A 20,269-nucleotide genomic window follows, 5' to 3' on the forward strand; every position below is an offset into this window, starting at 1 on the left:
AAAAATTAATAACGATAAGGAAAATACAATGTTATACGGTTTAGCAATTGTGCTAATTCCTCTTTTTTTAGGTTATTTATTTAAGTTGAATAGCCATAAGTTACAAATTGTCAATTATGTGGTGAATGTTTGCTTATATTTGATTTTATTTGTGATGGGGATATCACTCGGACAGTTGGACGATATTGCAAGCAAATTGCCACAAATTGGTGGAATGGCGCTTGGGTTAAGTTTAATTATTCAATTTTCTAATATTGTTGGATTGATGATGTACGACACGTGGCAGCCGATGCTACGCGAAAATGTAAATCCACAAGATATACCATCTCGTTGGGTTATGTTATTGGATTCCGCTAAACTTATTGGTGCGACCATCGCAGGCGGCATATTTGGCTTTTTGAGCAAAGGTGTTCTTAATTTCCCATTGCATGCCAGCACTTATGTTTTAGAAGTAATGATTTTTGGGGTAGGGATACAGCTACGTAATAGTGGCATTCCATTACGAGAGGTGTTTTTTAACAAACGTGGTATTTATACCTCGCTAGTGATGATTATTAGTAGCCTTATTGGTGGTGTTATTGCGGCATTTGCGTTGGATTTATCGGTTATGCAAGGTTTAACCTTTGCTTCGGCTTTTGGTTGGTATTCGCTATCCAGTGTGCTAGTAAACGATGCTTGGGGACCAATTTACGGCAGTATTGCCTTTTTTAACGATCTCTCTCGAGAAATTTTCTGCTTATTTACTATTCCATTTTTTATGCGAGCATTTCCTTCAACCGCAGTGGGCTTAGGGGGGGCAACGTCATTGGATTGTATGTTACCCGTAATTCAAAAATCGGGAGGGACACAAGTTGTGCCGTTAGCAATCAGTTTTGGCTTTATTGTGAATTTAGTCGCACCATTATTACTCGCTCTGTTTATCGGATTAGCGGGATAAAATAATGGCAGGAATTAACCTGCCATTTTGTTTAAGAAAGATTGAGTAATTTAGCTAGTGCCAGTGATTTACGTTCGATTTCTTGCCATTCTGACTGTGCTTCAGACTCCTCAACAATTCCCGCACCTGCATAAAGCGTGAGGCGATTTTGTTCAATTTGCGCTGAACGTAATGCAACACAAAATTCAGCTTGATCGGGTTGCAAATAGCCTAAAGTGCCAGCGTACCAACGGCGACTAAATTGCTCGTATTCTGCAATAAATTGTTTGGCAGCCTGACGAGGTAAACCCGCCACCGCTGCGGTTGGGTGAATGCGAGTAAGGCAATCAGCATCGCGAATATTGGCTTTTAGTGTTGCTGATATTTGGCGACGCAAATGTTGTACGTTATGCAAGCGTTTGATACCCGCTTTGCTTATCTCTAAATTGGTTACGCAGTCTGCTAATTGAGTTTGAATATCATCGACTACCAATTGATTTTCATAAATATTTTTAGGATCGGTCAGTAGCCATTCGGCATTGAGCTCGGTTTGTATTTCACTTTCTGTCACAGGCGCTGTGCCCGCTAATGCTTCGGTGTTAAATTGGTTGGCTTTACGTAGATATAAGCGCTCAGGACTAGAGCCTACAAATGCGGATTCTGCATCTTCCGCCCACAGAAAATGATAGCAACCTAAATTGGTGGTTTGGCTCGCAGAAAGCAAATCATAAGCGGAAAGTGTTTGCTCAAACTCAAGTGTTTTGGCATTGGCTAACACGACTTTATTAAAGCGCTGTTGTTGAATGTGCTGAATTGCACGTTCAATATTTTGTTGCCAGCTTTCAAAATCATAAACCGACTGGCGAGAAATTAGCGGGTTCTCAGTTAATTCAAGTGGTAAGCATTGGTTGAAATTAGCAAAATATTGCTCAAAAATGACCGCTTGCTGTGCTAATTCATGCTGATTAAGATAAAAATAAGCGGTTAAATTTTGCTGATCTTTTACTAATTGCAAACGAGGCAAGATAAATAAGCAATCGCCTTCAAATTGTACGCCACCAACCAATTTAAACTGAGTTTGTTGTACAAATTGTTGAGCCGTTTCAAGGTTGTTAAAAGATTTAGCAGTGCCGATACTTACAATGGTCTGATCAGTGTCGCGCGCTTGCCAAAAGAAATGCGGATAATGATCCTGTGCTTTTAACCAGCTTAATAAAGCAACACTTTCTTCAGTAATAGCAACGGAGACACGATATTCGATCCAGCCTAATGTTGTTTGGTGTTCTGAAGTTCGTTTTGTAAGTTGTTGTTTTAATTGATTAAAAATAGACATTTGCAAAATTTCTAAAGAATTTGACCGCTAGTTTTTAGCTATTATAAAAAAGGTGGTTATTTTAGCTTATTTCCTCTTTAAATTCCTACCAAATCAGAGTAAAGTTGAGCGATTTTCTGCAATAAACAACGGTCTATAGACCCAACAATTTACTTATAAACAGGACAAACACAATGGAACGTTTCCCTAAATCCGACAAATTAACTCAGGTTCGATATGATATTCGCGGACCAATTCATAAAGAAGCTCTTCGCCTTGAAGAAGAAGGTCATAAAATTTTAAAGCTGAATATTGGTAATCCCGCTCCATTTGGTTTTGAAGCGCCAGATGAAATTTTAGTGGATGTGATTCGCAATTTACCTAAAGCGCAGGGCTATTGTGATTCAAAAGGCTTATATTCAGCGCGTAAAGCTGTTGTGCAATATTATCAATCTAAAGGGATTCGTAGCGTTGATGTGAATGATGTGTATATTGGCAATGGTGTGTCAGAATTAATCACTATGTCGATGCAAGCGCTGTTAAATGAAGGCGATGAAATTTTAATTCCAATGCCTGATTATCCACTTTGGACCGCGGCTTCCACGCTGGCGGGTGGTAAAGCGGTACATTATCTTTGTGATGAAGAGAATGAATGGTTCCCTGATATTGAAGATATTAAAGCGAAAATCACCCCTCGTACCAAAGCAATTTTGGTGATTAATCCAAACAATCCAACAGGTGCAGTATATAGTCGTTCGGTATTATTAGAGATTGCCGAAATTGCCCGTCAGCATAATTTGATTATTTTTGCTGATGAAATCTATGAAAAGATCATTTATGACGGCGCAGTTCATCACCATATCGCAGCACTTGCACCTGATTTATTATGTGTAACGTATAACGGTTTATCTAAAGCCTATCGTGTAGCAGGTTTTCGTCAAGGTTGGATGCTGTTAAGCGGGCCGAAAAATCATGCGAAAGGTTTTATTGAGGGTTTAGATATGCTTTCTTCAATGCGTTTATGTGCAAATACACCAATGCAACACGCCATTCAAACGGCATTAGGTGGTTATCAAAGTATTGATGAATTTGTATTACCTGGCGGTCGTTTATTGGAACAGCGTAACAAAATGTATGAATTATTAGTGCAAATTCCAGGTATTTCTTGTGTGAAAGCAAAAGGGGCGCTTTATATGTTCCCGAAAATTGATACCGAAATGTATGGTATTAAAGACGACGCTAAATTTATCTACGATTTATTACAAGCAGAAAAAGTCTTGCTTGTTCAAGGTTCTGGTTTTAACTGGCACAAACCCGATCACTTCCGTGTGGTAACATTGCCTTATGCTCACCAAATTGAAGAAGCACTCGGCCGCTTAGCAAACTTCTTAAAGACTTATAAACAATCTTAATCTTTCTCCGCCCTGCTATTCAGGGCGGTTTTATCTTTTAAAACTAATTATGCAGCTCGGGATTATTTATTCACTGTGTGCTTCCACACTATTTGGCGGAATGTATTATCTTGCCACGTTTTTGCGCCCGTTTTCTGGCGAAAGTTTATTTGGCATTCGAATGGTGGTGACTTTACCTTTCTTATTTTTAGCGATTTTTGTGCTTAAAAAACAGCACGAATTAAAAAACAGCACGAATTTTTAGCGTTTGTTAAACGTCTGAAACAACAGCCACACCTATTGTTAGTTATTTTTGTGACCTCGCTGATTGTTGGTTCACAAATGTGGCTTTTTCTATGGGCGCCCAATAGCGGTAAAGCGCTAGAAGTTTCAATGGGTTATTTACTTATGCCAATTGTGATGGTGGCATTTGGACGCTTAGTTTATAAAGAAAGCCTTTCTCGCATCAAATGGCTGGCAATTATTTTCGCTATGCTTGGTGTGTTAAATAGCATTATTTTTTCAGGTGGAATGTCATTAGAAGGGATATTTGTTTTTACGGGTTATCCAATCTATTTCTATTTACGTCGAAAATTCCAAATCAGTAATATTTATAGCTTTATTTTTGAAATTATTTTCTTGATACCCATTTCACTTTATTTTATTTGGAATACAGATATGGATTTTATTTGTGCGCAAAATCCAAATGTTTATTACTTTATTGCTATTTTAAGTATTGTGAGTGGTTCAGCGCTACTTTCTTACACTTTAGCTAGCACGATTTTACCATTTAATGTATTGGGATTATTGGGGTATTTAGAACCGACTTTTATGATGATTATTTCATTTTTGATTGGTGAACGGCTAGATCCAAACGCTTATTTCTTGATGCTGTGCTTGGTGATTGCAATATTCTTTTTAATTTTAGACGGGATTTTTAGTATTCGAAAACAGCGCAAAAAAATTATAGCGGAGAACTAAATGTTAAAGGGCGCATTATGCTGTATCGGAGCCAATTTCTTATTTGGTTTAGGTTATTATTTCGCTGTATTATTGCGCCCGCTCAACGGCGAAAGTATGTTTGGGTTTAGAATTGTGGTATTAGTACCATTTATTTTATTGGCAGTTTTACTTTTTAAGCAAACTGATAAATTTCAACAACTTTTGCAAAAAATTAAGCAAAATCCACCGCTTATTTTGCTGTTATTACTGCTTGCGTTTAATAATGGATTCCAACTCTGGCTGTTTGTCTGGGCGCCAAATAATGGGCAGGCAATTGAGGTTTCAATCGGTTATTTATTGTTGCCAATTATGGCGGCAGTGTTGGGCAAGTTGGTGTTTAAAGAATATTTTTCGTTATTGAAATGGCTATCACTTTGTTTTGCGCTGATTGGTGTTGCAAGCAATATTTGGCTAGTGGGAAGTTTTTCATGGGCAACAATTGTAGCGGCAGTCGGTTATCCTATTTATCTGACGTTACGTCGTTATTTTGGTATAAATACATTAGCAACCTTATTTGCGGAATTATTATTAATTATGCCTTTTGCCATTTATTTTATTGCGCAAACTGATATGCAATTCATATTAAGTGAGAATCATCATATTTATTATATTCTTGCTTTATTTGGTTTGGTAAATGGTAGTGCTTTTATTTTATATATTCTTTCCAGCAATCTATTGCCAGTCAATGTACTTGGCTTATTGGGATATGTAGAACCACTCGTGATGCTTTTTATCTCCTTTATGATTGGCGAAGTGCTTGATGCTAAATCTTATTTGCTGATGATTTGTTTAACATGGGCGATTATCTTATTAACGATGGATAATTTTAGACAGGCTCGTCAATGAATGATATTGTAAATTATTGGGGATTTTTGACCGCTTGTATCTTGCTGAACTTAACACCTGGTTCCGATACAATTTATATTCTGACTAGAACTATTGCCGAAGGTAAAAAAGCAGGATTGATGTCCGCCTTTGGGATTTTAACAGGCTTTTTTGTGCATATTTTGGCGGTGTCCATTGGGCTGGCTCAGATTGTGGCGCATTCTCCAACATTATTTGCGTTGCTAAAATATTCAGGAACGGCGTATTTGTGCTACCTCGGTATCAAAATGTGGCGTGAACCCTTTTTAGTTAATCAAGTCTATTTAGAGCAATTACCCTTGTGGCGAATCTATCGCCAAGGTGTTTTAACCAATTTATTAAATCCAAAAGTGATTTTGTTTTTCTTAGCATTGTTGCCTCAATTTGTTGCAAATAATGTGGAAAATACCTTTTTACCGTTTTTATTGCTAGGGCTAACTTGGGCACGAGCACAATCTGAGTGATTGTGTTAGTTATTGCTGCTGCGCCATTGGGGAATTTGTTACGTAATAATCAAAAAATTGGTTCTGCGATGAATAAAATTTGTGGAGCTATTTTTATTGGTTTCGCCGCCAAAATTGGCTTTGAACGCTAACAAGCGGTCAGATTTTAGCATTTTTTTAAGGAGAATTAATGGCTGAACGTTTAAATCTGGAGGCGTTAGAAAAAGCCTTTTATTCATTAGAAGAAACGATTAAACAACTTTCTGATTTAGAGTGGTTTTATCAACAAAAAGTGGATTGTTCAAGACACGTTAATTGCTGGTGCAATTCAAAAGTTTGAGTTTGTTTATGAATTAAGCCTAAAAATGATGAAATGCCAACTGCAATATGAGACGATTAATAATGATGATGTCGGCGGATATGGTTTTAAAGATATTCTGCGTGAAGCGTTACGCTTAGGGCTGATTGATGATATGAGCAAATGGGGTGAGTATCGCGATATGCGTAGTATCACTTTACATACTTATGATCAAAATAAAGCTGGAGCGGTTTATAGCCAAATCAGTGATTTCTTAGAACAGAGTCGTTTCTTACTTCAGCAATTGCGTCAGAGAAACCAGGATGAAACATGAACCAGTATTAGATATTCAACCCGAAGAGTTGCGGATCGTAAAAACGATTTTGCAACAACACATACCGCATTTATCGGTATGGGCATTTGATTCCCGAGTGAAAGACACCGCAAAAAGTTTTCGGATCTTGATCTTGCTGTGATAACAGAAACTCCGCTTAGCTTCTTGGAAAGTGATATTTTACGGGAAGCCTTTTCAGAATCAGATTTAGTTTGGAAAGTGGATATTGTTGATTGGGCAACAACTAACGAAAGCTTTAGAAACATTATTCAGCAGCAGTATGTTGTGATTCAGTAACATATTTTAAAATCACAAGGGTAATAGACTATAAGCTATTGTCCTTTCGTTTTTATTTCTTATGTCGAAAGTAATTAGAGTGGCATTGTCTGTGCCGTTACATCGCTATTTTGATTATTTACTGCCGCCTTTTTTGTCGGCAGTTAAAGGCATGCGTGTTGAAGTGCCGTTTGGTAATCAAACTAAAATTGGCGTGGTGGTAGATTTTCCTGAAACGAGTGATGTGCCTGCAGATAAACTCAAACCAATTAAAGCAGTGTTAGATTTAGCGCCTATTTTTGATAAGGAAATTTGGGCGTTGCTGAATTGGGCTGCACGTTATTATCACGCCCCAGTTGGTGAAGTGATGATGAATGCATTGCCTGTTAAAGTGCGTAATGGTGAGAGTACGCAAAGATCGCAACCTGATTATTTTACGGTAACTCAACGCGGGCGAATGGCACTGATTTCTGGCGAAAACAAGCGGGCGAAAAAACAGCAAGATTTGCTAGCGGAATTGGCTGAATGTGAAAATTTCTTTGAAAAACCACTCGCTTGTAGTCGATCCGCTTGGAAAGGACTATTTGAGAAAAACTATATTGAGCCTGTGAATGTGCCGTTTGAAGCACAACATTGGCAAAAAGCATTGCAAAATCGACCGCTTGTAAATAGCGCGAATCGCTTAGTTTTGAATAAACAGCAAACGTTAGTGGTTAGCCGTTTAACAGTAAAAAATGGCTTTGAGGCTTTTTTACTCAATGGTGTAACGGGTTCGGGTAAAACGGAAGTTTATTTGCAAGTGATTGAGCAGGTGTTAAACCGTGGTGAACAAGTGCTAGTGCTGGTGCCAGAAATTGGTCTGACACCACAAACAGTACAACGCTTTAAAGCACGTTTTAATGTAGAAATTGATGTGCTACATTCGAATATGAATGAAACTGAGCGTTTAAACGCTTGGCTTCGGGCAAAAAATGGCGAAACGGCTATTGTGATTGGCACTCGTTCGGCGTTATTTAGCCAATTTGAAAAATTAGGTTTAATCATCATTGATGAAGAACACGATAGCTCATTTAAACAGCAAGATGGCTGGCGTTACCATGCAAGGGATTTAGCTATTCTACGAGCGAAAAATTTACAGATTCCGATTATTTTAGGTTCGGCAACACCGAGTTTAGAAAGTGTGCAAAATGCGCAAAGTGGCAAATTTATCGAACTGGCTTTAACTACTCGGGCGGGCAATGCGCAACAGGTAAAACAGCAGGTGATCGATCTCAAAACCCAGCGAATTACTGCGGGGCTTTCCGAACGTTTGCTAACGATGATGAAACGGCATTTGGAACAAGGAAACCAAGTGATGTTGTTTTTAAATCGCCGAGGCTTTGCACCTGTTTTACTTTGTCACGAATGTGGCTGGATATGCGAATGCGAGGCGTGTCAAAAGCCTTATACTTACCACCAAAAGCAAAGAGTATTGCGTTGTCATCATTGTTCCTCACAACGCGTTATCCCTCGTCAGTGTGGGCATTGTGGTTCAACTAATTTGATCACCACTGGAGTTGGCACAGAACAATTAGAACAGGTACTTAGTGAGCAGTTTCCAACTTACCAAATTAGCCGAATAGACCGAGATTCCACTGCACGTAAGGGGGCGCTGGAAAATCATTTAAGCGATATTCGTGAGGGTAAAAGCCAAATTTTAATTGGTACGCAAATGCTGGCAAAGGGGCATCATTTCCCAAATGTAACTTTGGTGGCGATTGTGAATGTTGACTCTGCGCTTTTCTCGACTGATTTCCGAGCGGAAGAGCGCTTGGCACAGCTTTATGTGCAAGTGGCAGGGCGAGCAGGGCGAGCAGAAAAGCAAGGCGAAGTGGTATTACAAACCCATTATCCTGAACATCCGTTACTGAAAACATTGTTAGAACAGGGCTATTTAGCCTTTGCGCAAGAAGCACTAAAAATGCGTAAAGTGATGGGGCTGCCGCCTTTTGCCGCACAAGCCTTGTTAAGAGCAACGGGCAAAGACAATCAGCAAGTGGTAACTCTTTTGCAAAATTTAACCGCTTATTTTCAGCAAAAAAGCATAGAATTGGGTTTGCAAAATATACTGATTTTGCCTCCCTTTTCTGCACCAATGGCGAAAAAAGCAGGGCATTATCGCTGGTTGTTGTTAATACAACATCGTTCTCGAGCTATGTTACAGCGGTTGTTCGAACAATTTGATTTGGATAGAGCTACTTTAGGCTTACAAACGAATATTCGGTTAAGTTTGGATATTGATCCTCAAGAAATAGGCTAAAACAAAGCGGTCTGATTTTGGTAATTTTTCGCAAAAAAACGAGCAAATCAGACCGCTAGTTATGTAAAGCTAGAGCACTCTTTTAAATAGCCAAGCCACTCTTTTAGCGAAATCATTACACTACTCAAAGCACCAGCTTGAGGAAGGTAGTAAAAATAATTGTAATAATCTTCAGGAGTCACACCTGCGCCAGTACTTGCTGGGAGCACTTCAAAGCCTTGTCGCTCAAACAACATTTTTGCACGTTTCATATGCCATTGATTGGTCACCAGCACAATTTTATTTATCCCTTCTTTCGCTAACATTTCGTGGGAAAATTGCGCATTTTCTTTAGTCGTTTTCGCTTTTTCTTCCAACCATTTCGCTTTTACTTGGAAGAATTGTTCAAACTCTTTTGCCATCATTGCCGCTTCAGAATTGCCATTTGGGCTACTGCCCGTTACTAGAATCGGTAACGAAGTTTCTTTGGTTAAGAAGGCTCCATAACGCATACGATCTAAAGTCGAGTCACCTGTGGCGATGTTACCGAATAATTCTTGGCTGTCGCGCATGCCACCACTTAGTACCACAATCGCTTGGGCAGAACGATAATCATCTAAGCTTAAATTATCGTTGGTGACTAAAGAATCGCTGAGTTTAGTGGCAACCAAAGGGGTGCTGATTAAATAAAGGGTCACAATCCCGAAAACTGCGATAGATCGGCTTAATTTTTTATAATTAAAACGGGCGAGAATCAGAGAGAGAATCCAAAGTAGCGCAATGCTAAACGGCGGTAAAATGATTGAGGTAATCAATTTGGTAAAAAAAAACATTGTTGCTCCCGATAGATAAATATTTAGCGTATTTTCTACGATTTATTGCTAAAATGCACATCCTATTTCTCTTTAAGTAAAAGATATGATGAGAAAAAAAATCGTATTAATTGGTGCTGGCGGTTATGCCAAGTCTGTGTTGGACTCATTAGACGAGCAACAGTTCGAATTTTGTGGTTTTATTGATAATTTTAAACCGACAGGCTGTTTGCATTTAGGATTCCCAATCTTAGCGCATACTATTCAAGAGTTTGAACAACGAGATCAATACTGTTATTTCATTAGTATTGGTAATAACGAACACCGCTTTGAAAAATATTTAGCACTTACGGAGCTTGGTTGTGAAGTGGTGAATATTATTGATAAAACGGCAATCGTTTCGAGTCGCTCTCAGCTGGGTAACGGTGTATTCGTTGGCAAAATGGCAATTGTGAACGCAGGGGTTACGGTGGGCAATAATGTGGTGATTAATACCAAAGCCTTGGTGGAACATGGCTGTTTTATCGGCAATCATTGTAATATTTCTACTAACACGACACTAAACGGCGATGTAATTGTCGAAGACTATGCTTTTGTTGGCAGTTCATCAGTGGTAAATGGACAACTTCGAATTGGTGAAAAATCCATGGTGGGCTCTGGCGCGGTTGTGATTCGCAATGTTGCGCCAAGAACTGTAGTGGCGGGCGTGCCAGCTAAATTCATTAAAGAATATAATCATTAAACGAAAGGTCAATAGACCCTATAAGGAAGCAAATAAATGACTAAAGTATTTATCGTTGCAGAAATTGGTTGTAACCATAACGGTGATCCTGCATTAGCGAAAAAAATGGTTGAGGTAGCGAAGGATTGCGGTGTGGATGCAGTGAAATTCCAAACCTTCAAAGCGGATAAATTAATTTCAAAATATGCACCAAAAGCAGAATACCAAAAAGTAACTACAGGTACGGCAGATTCTCAATTAGAGATGACTCGTAAGCTTGAGTTACCTTATGACGAATTTGTGAAATTAGAAGCTTACGCACGTTCATTGGGCTTAGAAGTGTTTTCAACACCATTTGATTTTGAATCAATTGATTTCTTAGCCAGCCAGCAACAAAAAGTATGGAAAATTCCATCGGGTGAATTAACCAACTTACCTTATTTAGAAAAAATTGCACGTTTACCCATTGAAGGTAAAACTATTGTCATTTCAACAGGCATGGCGACGATTGAAGAAACGAAAGCATCATTAAAAGTGTTAGAAGATAATGGTATGGCGAAAAAAGACATTACCATTTTACATTGTAATACAGAGTATCCAACGCCATATGAAGATGTAAACTTAAATGCGTTTCATCAATTAAAACAAGAGTTTGCTGAATATAGCTTAGGTTTTTCAGACCACTCAGCGGGCTATTTTGCAGGGCTTGCAGCAGTGCCTTACGGTATTACTTTTATTGAGAAACACTTTACCTTAGATAAAAACTTTGAAGGTCCAGACCATAAAGCATCGGTCACGCCAGAAGAGTTAAAATTATTATGTGAAGGGATTCGTGCAGTAGAAAAATCACTAGGTTCTTCTGAAAAATTAGTAACCAATTCAGAAGCGAAAAATAAAATTGTAGCTCGTAAATCAATTATTGCGGCACGTCCGATCAAAAAAGGTGAAATTTTTACCATCGACAACATTACCACGAAACGTCCAGGTAATGGAATTAGTCCAATGTTCTGGTATGAAGTGTTAGGCAAAGAAGCGCAACAAGATTTTGAAGATGATCAGCTAATTGTCGATAGTCGTTTTGAAAACCAAATGTAATATACTTGCCCCCCATTTGGGGGGCTTTTTTAGTAAGCGGTTAAATTTATGAAAAAAATTGCAATTATCACAGCTCGAGCAGGTTCAAAAGGTCTGCCTAATAAAAATGTATTATTGGTGGATGGTAAACCGTTAATAGCGTATTCAATTGAGGCGGCGCTTGATTCGGGCGAATTTGAAAAAATTATTGTAAGTACAGACTCGCAAGAATATATTGATTTACTTTCGCATTATCCAATTGAGTTTATTAAACGTGCGGAACATTTAGCAAGCGATAAAGCCAGTTCATTTGTTGTGATTGAAGATGTGTTACAGCAATATCAATCGACCGTATTTGATTACTTTGTGTTATTACAACCTACTTCGCCTTTGCGTACCGCACAGCATATTAAAGAAGCCTGTGCTAAATTTGAGCGTCAATTTGAGCAGTTTGATTTTTGTGTTTCGGTTTCAGATGCTCACAAGCCAACAACACTCACCCGTCCAATTGAAGAAGATGAAAGCCTGAAGCATTTCCAATTGGATTACTCCAACTATACGCGCCAGCAATATCATCCTGAATATTCGCCAAATGGTGCAATTTTTATCGCAAAACCGACCGCTTATCTTGAACAGAAGCATTTCTATGGTGCGAGATCATTGGCTTATTTTATGGATAGGAATACATCTATTGATATTGATAACCGACAAGATTTTGAATATTTCTACTTTATTATGCAGCAGCGTAAAGCTCACCAATTATTGCTCGAAACCATTCGCCGTACGATTTTAATTAAGAAAGGCAATTTTAAAGAAGTAAAAGAAATCAGTTTAATTGGACATTCAATTCTTGATTATTGGAATATTGAAAAATTAAACGGTAAAAGTGTGAATAATTTAGGGATTGCGGGTATTTCGGCAAAAGAATATTGCGAATTAATTTTAGATAACGGATTAATTTCTGCTTTAGCTAAAGATGTGGTGTTAATGTTTGGCACGAATGACATTGTACGAGAGCAGTGGAGTAATCAGCAAATATTAGCTGATATTAATCATGTTATTGCTAAATTAAAGTCAATTCGTGCAGATATTAATCTCTATTTCTTAGAGGTAACGCCAACGGCATTTAGAGTGGAGCGTAATAACCAAGACATCCGATCATTAAACCAATATTTAAAAGCGAATTTGGCGGTAAAATGGATCGAATTAGATAATGCATTTAGTGATAAATATGGAAAATTAAATTTAGACTATAGCTATGACGGCTTACATTTCAATGCAAAAGGCTATGAAAAATTAACCGCTATTTTGGAACAAGAGATTAAATAATGAAACGAATTGCATATATCACAGGTTCTCGAGCTGAATACGGTATCGTTAAACGTTTATTAAAAAAATTAAATGACGATCCTGAATTAGCCTTTTCACTGGTTGTGACCGCAATGCACTTAGATGCGCAATATGGAAATACCGTGAAAGTGATTGAACAAGATGGCTTTGAAATTGCGGCACGGATTCCACTTACATTAAACGCTGAAAATAACCAAACAATTATTCATACGATGGCGGAATGTTTAGATTATTTCGGCGCACATTTCCAACAACATAAATATGATGCAGTGATGGTATTAGGCGATCGCTATGAAATGTTAGCCGTGGCTACTGCGGCAGCAATGCATAATATTCCACTAATCCACTTGCACGGTGGTGAACAAACCCTTGGCAATTATGATGAGTTTATTCGCCATTGCATTACCAAAATGTCGAAATTGCATTTAACGGCAACCGAAGCGTATCGCCAACGTGTGATTCAATTAGGTGAAGAACCGAAATATGTGCATAACGTAGGTTCACTGGGGGCAGAAAACAGTTTATTGCTGAATTTACCCACTAAAGAAAGCTTAGTCGCAGAGCGAAATATTCCAAATACACCTTATTTTATGGTGGTATTTCACCCTGAAACGCTGACAGAACAACCAGTACTTGAACAAGTTGAACAACTTTTAGCTGCATTAGATCAGTTTAAAGGCCGCTATCAATTTGTGTTTATCGGTTCAAATTCAGATACAAGAGCTGATCAAATTTTTAAACGTTTTCAGCAATATACCGAACAAAATGGTTATTGTTTCTTCACTTCGGTGAAGCCAGAAGAATATTTAGCGTTAATTAAATATTCACAAGGCTTAATTGGTAATAGTTCATCAGGTTTATTAGAAGCACCAAGCTGTGGTGTGGGTACGGTCAATATTGGTAATCGCCAACAAGGGCGAGTGCGTGGCGAAAGCGTGATTGATGTAGAAACTAACCTACCAGCAATTAAAGCGGGGATCGAGCAACTTATTTCTGCTGATTTCCAACAGCGTTTACCGCAGATGATTAATCCGTATTATCAAGAAAATGCGATGGAAAAAGCTTATCGAGTGATTAAGCATTTTTTAGCTGATACAGATAAAGATCAACCAAAAGTATTTTACGATCTTCCTTAAAATTTAGACCGCTTGTGGCAAATATAAGCGGTTGATTTTCTTCATTTTTTGCAAAATTATGAAAGCAGTTAAAGATAGTGTCATTTACCTCGGCGGTGAGCTGATTTCCAAAGCTATTCCTTTCTTATTACTTCCTTATTTATCCCGTAAATTAGGGGTAGAAGGGTATGGTGAGTTGTCTTATTACCAAACTTATTTGGTTTTGTTCTTGATTTTAGTTGGATTAAGTCAGGAAGGGGCGGTTGCTCGTTATTTTTACTTTTACGGAAAACGTTCACTTAATTTAGTGGTCTCAACAGGATATCTTTACACTGTTTTTGTTGGAACGATCATTCTAGCAATTTGTTGGTATTTTAATGCGGAAATCATTGCTTATTTGGCAATTTCTGCTGTATTCCAATCATTTTTAGCGGTGCAATTAAGTGTCCGTCAATGTCAAAAACAAGCCATCCCGTATATGATTATTCAGTCATTGACGAGCTTTGTTTCTGTGGCAATTACGGTTGCAATGTTGGAATATTACCAAACAGATCTTGTAGAGAAACGCATTTTAGCGATTTTATTTGGTAATTTAATTGTGTTCTTTCTGGCTTATTTTCTTTATTCACGCAAAATTAGCCAGAAAAAAAGATTCAGCTTGCATCAACATAAATTAGGATTTATGTATTTATTAGGGTTTGGTGTACCATTATTATTGCATCAAGCTAGCTTCTATTTAAAAGGGCAGTTAGATAGAATTTTTATTTTCCATAAATTCAGCCAAGTTGATTTAGGGCTATATGCAATGGGAGCTCAGATTGCTGCCATTTTAATGATTTTGTTACAAGCGTTAAATAAAGCAACACTACCTTATTTTTATGAAGGATTAAAACAAAAAACGATTAATTTGAAGAAAGTGCATAAATGGTCAGCTTATTCATTATTATTCGTACCAATACCTTCGATGATAATGTGGCTAATTCCTGAATCTGTGGTAGTTTGGTTATTAGGACATCAATTTATTGGTACAAAATATTTTATTATTCTATTTTTATTTTCAACATCACTAACAGTACCCTATTTTATTTTGGTGAATTACCTATTTTATTATGGTAAAAATAAAATTATTTCACTTTCTTCCGTATTATCTACGGTTGTATATCTAGTTAGTTTATTGTTGTTAGCTAACACTAAAATAGAGTATGTACCTTACGCAAGTATTATTGGTGGTGTGAGCTTACTACCAATTTTATATAACATGACTAAAAGAGTGAGAACAGAAATTTAATGAATTTGATTATTTGCCATACACCATTACAAGTCTTGATCGCGGAAAAGATTATGCAGAAATATCCTGAACAGGCGTTTTTTGGTGTAATGTTTACCTTTGAAGCTTATAATAATCGTAAGTTTCAAAGTTATTGGGCGCGTTTTAACAAACTCTGCAAAGAAGCTTTTTTATTTAGTTATCCTCAAGCGGGAAGGTTTCCATTATTATCAGCATTGTTAAAAGCTAAACAGAAATTAAAGCATTTAAATGTAGATCATTTATTTGTTGCAAGTATTGATGATCAATTTGTCCAACTCGTTTGTAGTACAGTTAAATTTCAGCAATTGAATACTTTTGATGACGGTACGGCGAATATTGTAAAAAATAGTATCTATTATCAAGATTCACCGAAAACATTAAAACGTAAAATAGTGAACTTTTTGATTGGTAATAAACATAGCACTCAATCGTTAAGAAAGTTATCGAGCAAACATTATACAATCTATCCTGATTTGCCAAATATTATTGAAAATGTTGAGGTTATTTCATTTGCAAAACCCTCGCAAAATCTGACTGCTTACCAAAACACAACGGTTAAATTATTGCTTGGTCAGCCACTGTTTAATGATGCGCAAGAAAATATTGCATTAGCTCAACGAATAATTAAACAATTTGATATTACTCATTATTTACCACACCCCCGTGAAAGCTATCGTTTAGATGAGGTTGAATATATCGAAACAGATTTGATTTTTGAAGATTATATTTATCAAGCAGCAGGACAAAAAAAATATATTATCTATACTTATTTTAGTGGGGCTGTGTTAAATATAATGAACCATCCAAATATTGAAGTTGTATCTATTCGGCCAGCCTTAAATAATCCTGTATATTTAGCTTGTTATGAATTATTCGAACAAGTTGGTATTAATATTATTGATATATAAAATGAAAAAATATTTAATTTCTTTAGAAAAAGATAGCGCTCGTCGCGAACTGTTCTTTTCTCAACCAAATACGGCAGATTTCCAATTGTTTGATGCTATTAATACCATGTCGCTTGAATGGCAAGAATTGGCACAAAAATATGATTTAGTCCAATTTGAGCAACGTTATCAGCGTAAAGCGACAAAAGGTGAGATTGGTTGTACATTTAGCCATTTAGGCGTGTATCAACAAATTGTGAATGATGAAAGCATTGATGAACAAGAATATTGTTTAATTTGTGAAGATGATGCGTTATTTAACCAACATTTCCAAGCCTCATTAGATAAATTAGTACAGCAAAATTTAACCGCTGATATTGTATTAGTTGGGCAATCAAAAATTTTAAGTTTTGATGATGCATTATTGGAAATTGAATTTCCAACCACCTTTAAAGCTCAAATGAAGCCAATTAAAACAACTAATTACCGCTTTGCTTATCCTTATAAAAATTATTATGCAGGTACTGTTGCATATTTAATTAAAAAATCATCGGCTAGAAAGTTTTTAACTGAAACGTTGCCGTTTTGGTTAGCAGATGATTTTATTTTATTTGAACAAAAATGGGGAATGGATATTTTAGTTGTACGCCCATTAATGGCGATTGAAAATCCAGGGCTAACCAGTAACTTGGAAGAGGCTAGAGCTTCACAACAACAAGCAATTTTTAAGAAGATCCTAAAATATCCACTTAAAAAATTATTAGCTATTAAACGTAACGCGATTAATTAGAGAATATATGAGCGTAGTAATTAATTTATTTTATATTTATGATCCATGGGTGATGCACTTTATTCGTATGGCATTTGTTGTCGGTATGTTTTCTTGTGTATTACTCGCTTATCAATGGTATCAAAAGCGTATTGATGGTATTCGAATCCCAGTGGATAGCTTTGCGGTAATTATTGCTTTAATTGCATTATCAGCTATTCCGCTCATGATTAATGGTACGAAAGATTTTTCAGTGCTGATTATGTATGCTAAAACTTTGATTTTATTTGGTTTTGGCGTTGTTATTTATAATGTCTTTTATTCTCAAACCGATAATCAAACACGGGTGATTACTGATCTAAAATGGGGCATTGGCGTTCAAGTATTAATGGGAGTGTTGGGCTTAACAGGCATTGCGCTTTTTTCTGATATTGCGCTAGGTACCAATATGAGTTTGTTTTTACCTAAATTTAGAGGCTCAGAGCAAGAATATCGTTTATATAATATTACATCTTCCGCCTTCTTCCAATTAAGCGCTTTTTATTTAATGCTGCTTAATTTTATGCTCGCTTATAATGCGAAGCATAATAATATGCACAGTGTTTTTGTATTGTTTATGCTATTTATTGGCGTTATTTCTGGACGAACATTTTTTACCTTTTCGGTATTAATTGTATTACTTTACTTTAAATGGCGTTATGTCCCTTATTTGTTGTTATTTGTGGCTATGGTATTAGGCTTAGCTATTTATTTACCAGAGCATCCTTATGTGGCACATGCGTTAGAACCTGTGATTAATATTTTATCAGGTGCAGAACGAGTAAGTTCTTCAACTGATACCTTAGTAAACAAGCATTTATTCTTACCTGAGATCAAACAGCTCTTAATCGGTGATGGCTATTATTATACGCCAGAATTACATTATTACGGTGGTTCTGATTCTGGCTTTATTCGCCAAACGTTATATGGTGGTATTGGCTATATATTCATTTGTTTTGCATTTACCGCTTATTTTGTAAAACGAATTGCCGATAATTGGTTTGATGGAAGCTGGAAATTTATTCTGTCTACACTGTTTATTTTAAGTATATTAAATATTAAAGCCGATACTTATGCTTACCCAGGGACGATGTTTGTGCTTCTTATGTTTTTATCGCTATTTGGTGATAAAGGTAAAAATATCCTATTGTTAAACAGAAAAAATGGAAAACATGTTTAGTATTATTGTGCCGTCTTATAATCGGGCAACTGAAATTCCTGCATTATTGGCAAACCTTGAGCGACAAACCCAAAAGAATTTTGAAGTAATTATTGTGGACGATTGTTCAACACAGGAGGTCGTTTGTGAGCAGAAATTTACCTTTCCCGTGACGGTCATTCGTAATGCAACCAATAAAGGGGCGGCAGGAAGTCGTAACGTGGGCGCAGAGCAAGCAGCCTATGAATGGTTGTTATTTCTTGATGATGATGATCGCTTTGCAGAACAGAAATGTGAGGTGTTAGCTAACGCATTGGCACAAAATCCACAAGCCAATTTTGTATATCATCCCGCAAAATGTGTGATGGTAAATGAAGGATTTAGCTATATCACTAAGCCTTTTCCGCCAGAAAAATTAAATTTAGATAGTATGTTATTAGCTAATAAAATTGGTGGAATGCCGATGTTTGGTATTAAAAAATCATTCTTTTTAGCATTAGGCGGATTAGCGACCGATTTGAAATCGTTGGAAGATTACGAATTTGTGTTGAAATTAGTTTCTAGCCCGAATTTTTCGCCAATTTTTGTAGATCAACCGTTAAGCATCTGCAGTTTTCATACTCAGCGCGCTAGTGTTTCAACCAATATAGCGAATACAGAATTAGCCTTAACCGCTATTCGTCAAAAATACGTGAAAACAGAACTGCAATCAAATAATTTTGCGATGAATGCTTTGTATATTTTATCTTATCCTTGTGCGATGAATCTTTCTCGGCAAGCGGCAAGTTATTATTTTCAAATGTTCAAACGTAGCCGAAGCATAAAGCATTTAATCATTGCGATAGTTACATTTATTTCGCCCAAATTAGCAATTAATATGAAAAGGTTTATTTAATGAAATTCTCCGTTTTAATGTCTTTGTATATCAAAGAGAAGCCACAATTTTTAAGAGAATGTTTTGAAAGCTTAAAAGCACAAACTCGACCTGCAGACGAAATCGTAGTGCTGTTCGATGGCAAAGTTACCGATGAATTAGATGCTATTGTAGTTGAATATGGACAACACTTACCGATCAAAGCGATTCGGTTTGAACAAAATAGAGGTTTAGGCAAAACCTTGAATGACGGATTAAATTACTGTTTGCACGAATGGGTTTTCCGTATGGATACCGATGATATTTGCTTGCCTGAACGTTTTGAGAAACAGGTAGCTTTTATCGAACAATATCCCGAAACCATCATCTTTGGCGGACAAATTGCAGAATTTGGTGAAAATATTCAAGATATTGTGGCGTATCGTAATGTGCCGACAAAAGCGGAAAAGATTGTGAAATTTACCCGCTTGCGTTGCCCATTTAATCATATGACGGTCGCATATAAAAAATCTGCGGTGCAAGCGTGCGGGGGCTATCAAGATTTGCAAGAAGACTACAATCTTTGGATAAAAATGGTGGCAAATGGCAATAATGTGGCAAATTTAGCGGATTTGTTAGTTTATGCACGAGTTGGTAATGGAATGGTAAGTCGCCGACATGGCTGGAACTACTTCAAAAGTGAATGGCGTTTAATGAAATTAAAAAATCAATGTAAAATTCACGATCCCATCACTGGCTTTGCAATTTTCTTAATGCGAGGTTTACCAAGAATTTTACCGCTTGTTGCACTTAAAGCGGTTTATAGTCTAACGCGTAAATAGATAATAAGGCGTATCATTGATATGATACGCCTTATTTGTTATTAGTTTGCCAACATTTCGGTGTAATGAACAAAATAGTTGCTGATCTGTCCATTACACCGCAATTTTTTATCTTTCTCAATATTTAATATGATTATATTACTGTGCTAAAATGCCATCTATTTTCAAAAGTCAACAATTTTTATTGCTAATAAATTGACTTTGCAGCATTTTTTATTTGAAATT

Annotated in this window: 16 protein-coding genes and 4 pseudogenes; 18 read left to right on the forward strand and 2 right to left on the reverse strand. The window is 36.8% G+C overall.

Annotation, left to right across the window (positions count from 1 at the left end; translation table 11 throughout):
* The first annotated feature begins 28 nt into the window (after window positions 1-28).
* Window positions 29-937: a LysO family transporter gene (locus F8M47_RS01045; protein ID WP_150538372.1), complete on the forward strand. Its 909-nt coding sequence runs from the start codon at window positions 29-31 to the stop codon at window positions 935-937.
* A gap of 31 nt (window positions 938-968) precedes the next feature.
* Here the strand turns inward: F8M47_RS01045 and F8M47_RS01050 are convergent, their stop codons facing one another.
* A complete protein-coding gene (locus tag F8M47_RS01050; protein ID WP_150538373.1) occupies window positions 969-2,249 on the reverse strand; it encodes an isochorismate synthase in 1,281 nt (426 codons plus the stop codon).
* 173 nt (window positions 2,250-2,422) lie between these two features.
* On the opposite strand from F8M47_RS01050, the gene F8M47_RS01055 reads away from it, so the two are divergent.
* The 7 genes and pseudogenes from F8M47_RS01055 (at window position 2,423) to priA (ending at window position 9,135) form a co-directional block, all read left to right on the forward strand.
* Complete coding sequence (locus F8M47_RS01055) at window positions 2,423-3,640, forward strand: pyridoxal phosphate-dependent aminotransferase (protein ID WP_150538374.1); 1,218 nt, start codon at window positions 2,423-2,425, stop codon at window positions 3,638-3,640.
* Window positions 3,641-3,689: 49 nt separating this feature from the next.
* Window positions 3,690-4,600, forward strand: a pseudogene (gene rarD, locus F8M47_RS01060) (EamA family transporter RarD).
* On the forward strand, window positions 4,601-5,467 hold the full coding sequence (gene rarD / locus F8M47_RS01065; RefSeq protein WP_150538375.1) for an EamA family transporter RarD: 867 nt from the start codon (window positions 4,601-4,603) through the stop codon (window positions 5,465-5,467).
* Window positions 5,464-6,080: pseudogene (locus F8M47_RS01070) on the forward strand (LysE family translocator). Before rarD (F8M47_RS01065) ends, F8M47_RS01070 begins: the two are co-directional and overlap by 4 nt.
* 38 nt (window positions 6,081-6,118) lie before the next feature.
* Window positions 6,119-6,560 (forward strand): annotated as a pseudogene (locus tag F8M47_RS01075) (nucleotidyltransferase substrate binding protein).
* Window positions 6,550-6,857: pseudogene (locus tag F8M47_RS01080) on the forward strand (nucleotidyltransferase family protein). The pseudogenes F8M47_RS01075 and F8M47_RS01080 overlap by 11 nt, the downstream one beginning before the upstream one ends.
* Before the next feature lie 61 nt (window positions 6,858-6,918).
* On the forward strand, window positions 6,919-9,135 hold the full coding sequence (gene priA / locus F8M47_RS01085; RefSeq protein ID WP_244298021.1) for a primosomal protein N': 2,217 nt from the start codon (window positions 6,919-6,921) through the stop codon (window positions 9,133-9,135).
* A gap of 59 nt (window positions 9,136-9,194) precedes the next feature.
* Here the strand turns inward: priA and F8M47_RS01090 are convergent, their stop codons facing one another.
* Entirely contained in the window at window positions 9,195-9,947 is a 753-nt protein-coding gene (locus tag F8M47_RS01090; protein ID WP_150538377.1) for a YdcF family protein, read from the reverse strand.
* A gap of 88 nt (window positions 9,948-10,035) precedes the next feature.
* Between F8M47_RS01090 and F8M47_RS01095 the strand changes: the two genes are divergently transcribed.
* From F8M47_RS01095 to F8M47_RS01140, 10 genes are read left to right on the forward strand one after another with little or no spacing between them, the layout of a single operon-like run.
* Window positions 10,036-10,668, forward strand: a complete 633-nt coding sequence (locus tag F8M47_RS01095; protein ID WP_150538388.1) for an acetyltransferase — start codon at window positions 10,036-10,038, stop codon at window positions 10,666-10,668.
* A 36-nt stretch (window positions 10,669-10,704) separates the two neighbouring features.
* On the forward strand, window positions 10,705-11,742 hold the full coding sequence (gene neuB / locus F8M47_RS01100) for an N-acetylneuraminate synthase (RefSeq protein ID WP_150538378.1): 1,038 nt from the start codon (window positions 10,705-10,707) through the stop codon (window positions 11,740-11,742).
* A gap of 48 nt (window positions 11,743-11,790) precedes the next feature.
* Complete coding sequence (locus tag F8M47_RS01105) at window positions 11,791-13,050, forward strand: cytidylyltransferase domain-containing protein (RefSeq protein ID WP_150538379.1); 1,260 nt, start codon at window positions 11,791-11,793, stop codon at window positions 13,048-13,050.
* Window positions 13,050-14,207 carry a UDP-N-acetylglucosamine 2-epimerase gene (gene neuC, locus F8M47_RS01110; protein WP_150538380.1) on the forward strand — a complete coding sequence of 386 codons (1,158 nt, stop codon included), beginning with the start codon at window positions 13,050-13,052 and terminating at the stop codon, window positions 14,205-14,207. The genes F8M47_RS01105 and neuC overlap by 1 nt, the downstream gene beginning before the upstream one ends.
* 58 nt (window positions 14,208-14,265) lie before the next feature.
* On the forward strand, window positions 14,266-15,474 hold the full coding sequence (locus tag F8M47_RS01115) for an oligosaccharide flippase family protein (protein ID WP_150538381.1): 1,209 nt from the start codon (window positions 14,266-14,268) through the stop codon (window positions 15,472-15,474).
* 53 nt (window positions 15,475-15,527) lie between these two features.
* Window positions 15,528-16,403 carry a glycosyltransferase family 52 gene (locus F8M47_RS01120; RefSeq protein WP_244298023.1) on the forward strand — a complete coding sequence of 292 codons (876 nt, stop codon included), beginning with the start codon at window positions 15,528-15,530 and terminating at the stop codon, window positions 16,401-16,403.
* A gap of 1 nt (window position 16,404) precedes the next feature.
* Window positions 16,405-17,172 carry a glycosyltransferase family 25 protein gene (locus tag F8M47_RS01125; RefSeq protein ID WP_150538383.1) on the forward strand — a complete coding sequence of 256 codons (768 nt, stop codon included), beginning with the start codon at window positions 16,405-16,407 and terminating at the stop codon, window positions 17,170-17,172.
* Window positions 17,173-17,179: 7 nt separating this feature from the next.
* Window positions 17,180-18,370 carry a hypothetical protein gene (locus F8M47_RS01130; RefSeq protein ID WP_150538384.1) on the forward strand — a complete coding sequence of 397 codons (1,191 nt, stop codon included), beginning with the start codon at window positions 17,180-17,182 and terminating at the stop codon, window positions 18,368-18,370.
* On the forward strand, window positions 18,363-19,244 hold the full coding sequence (locus F8M47_RS01135; RefSeq protein WP_150538385.1) for a glycosyltransferase family 2 protein: 882 nt from the start codon (window positions 18,363-18,365) through the stop codon (window positions 19,242-19,244). Before F8M47_RS01130 ends, F8M47_RS01135 begins: the two co-directional genes overlap by 8 nt.
* Window positions 19,244-20,044, forward strand: a complete 801-nt coding sequence (locus F8M47_RS01140) for a glycosyltransferase family 2 protein (protein ID WP_150538386.1) — start codon at window positions 19,244-19,246, stop codon at window positions 20,042-20,044. The genes F8M47_RS01135 and F8M47_RS01140 overlap by 1 nt, the downstream gene beginning before the upstream one ends.
* The last annotated feature ends 225 nt before the right edge of the window (window positions 20,045-20,269 follow it).

It is taken from the genome of Actinobacillus vicugnae (assembly GCF_901687125.1).
Lineage (GTDB): Bacteria > Pseudomonadota > Gammaproteobacteria > Enterobacterales > Pasteurellaceae > Actinobacillus > Actinobacillus vicugnae.

Bases quoted from the DNA above. Each gene is read 5' to 3' on its own strand.
- F8M47_RS01115 (WP_150538381.1), top strand. From the start codon at position 14,266: ATGAAAGCAGTTAAAGATAGTGTCATTTACCTCGGCGGTGAGCTGATT.
- neuC (WP_150538380.1), top strand. From the start codon at position 13,050: ATGAAACGAATTGCATATATCACAGGTTCTCGAGCTGAATACGGTATC.
- priA (WP_244298021.1), top strand. From the start codon at position 6,919: ATGTCGAAAGTAATTAGAGTGGCATTGTCTGTGCCGTTACATCGCTAT.
- F8M47_RS01090 (WP_150538377.1), bottom strand. From the start codon at position 9,947: ATGTTTTTTTTTACCAAATTGATTACCTCAATCATTTTACCGCCGTTT.
- neuB (WP_150538378.1), top strand. From the start codon at position 10,705: ATGACTAAAGTATTTATCGTTGCAGAAATTGGTTGTAACCATAACGGT.
- F8M47_RS01120 (WP_244298023.1), top strand. From the start codon at position 15,528: ATGCAGAAATATCCTGAACAGGCGTTTTTTGGTGTAATGTTTACCTTT.
- F8M47_RS01135 (WP_150538385.1), top strand. From the start codon at position 18,363: ATGTTTAGTATTATTGTGCCGTCTTATAATCGGGCAACTGAAATTCCT.
- F8M47_RS01045 (WP_150538372.1), top strand. From the start codon at position 29: ATGTTATACGGTTTAGCAATTGTGCTAATTCCTCTTTTTTTAGGTTAT.
- rarD (WP_150538375.1), top strand. From the start codon at position 4,601: ATGTTAAAGGGCGCATTATGCTGTATCGGAGCCAATTTCTTATTTGGT.
- F8M47_RS01140 (WP_150538386.1), top strand. From the start codon at position 19,244: ATGAAATTCTCCGTTTTAATGTCTTTGTATATCAAAGAGAAGCCACAA.
- F8M47_RS01095 (WP_150538388.1), top strand. From the start codon at position 10,036: ATGAGAAAAAAAATCGTATTAATTGGTGCTGGCGGTTATGCCAAGTCT.
- F8M47_RS01050 (WP_150538373.1), bottom strand. From the start codon at position 2,249: ATGTCTATTTTTAATCAATTAAAACAACAACTTACAAAACGAACTTCA.
- F8M47_RS01055 (WP_150538374.1), top strand. From the start codon at position 2,423: ATGGAACGTTTCCCTAAATCCGACAAATTAACTCAGGTTCGATATGAT.
- F8M47_RS01130 (WP_150538384.1), top strand. From the start codon at position 17,180: ATGAGCGTAGTAATTAATTTATTTTATATTTATGATCCATGGGTGATG.
- F8M47_RS01105 (WP_150538379.1), top strand. From the start codon at position 11,791: ATGAAAAAAATTGCAATTATCACAGCTCGAGCAGGTTCAAAAGGTCTG.
- F8M47_RS01125 (WP_150538383.1), top strand. From the start codon at position 16,405: ATGAAAAAATATTTAATTTCTTTAGAAAAAGATAGCGCTCGTCGCGAA.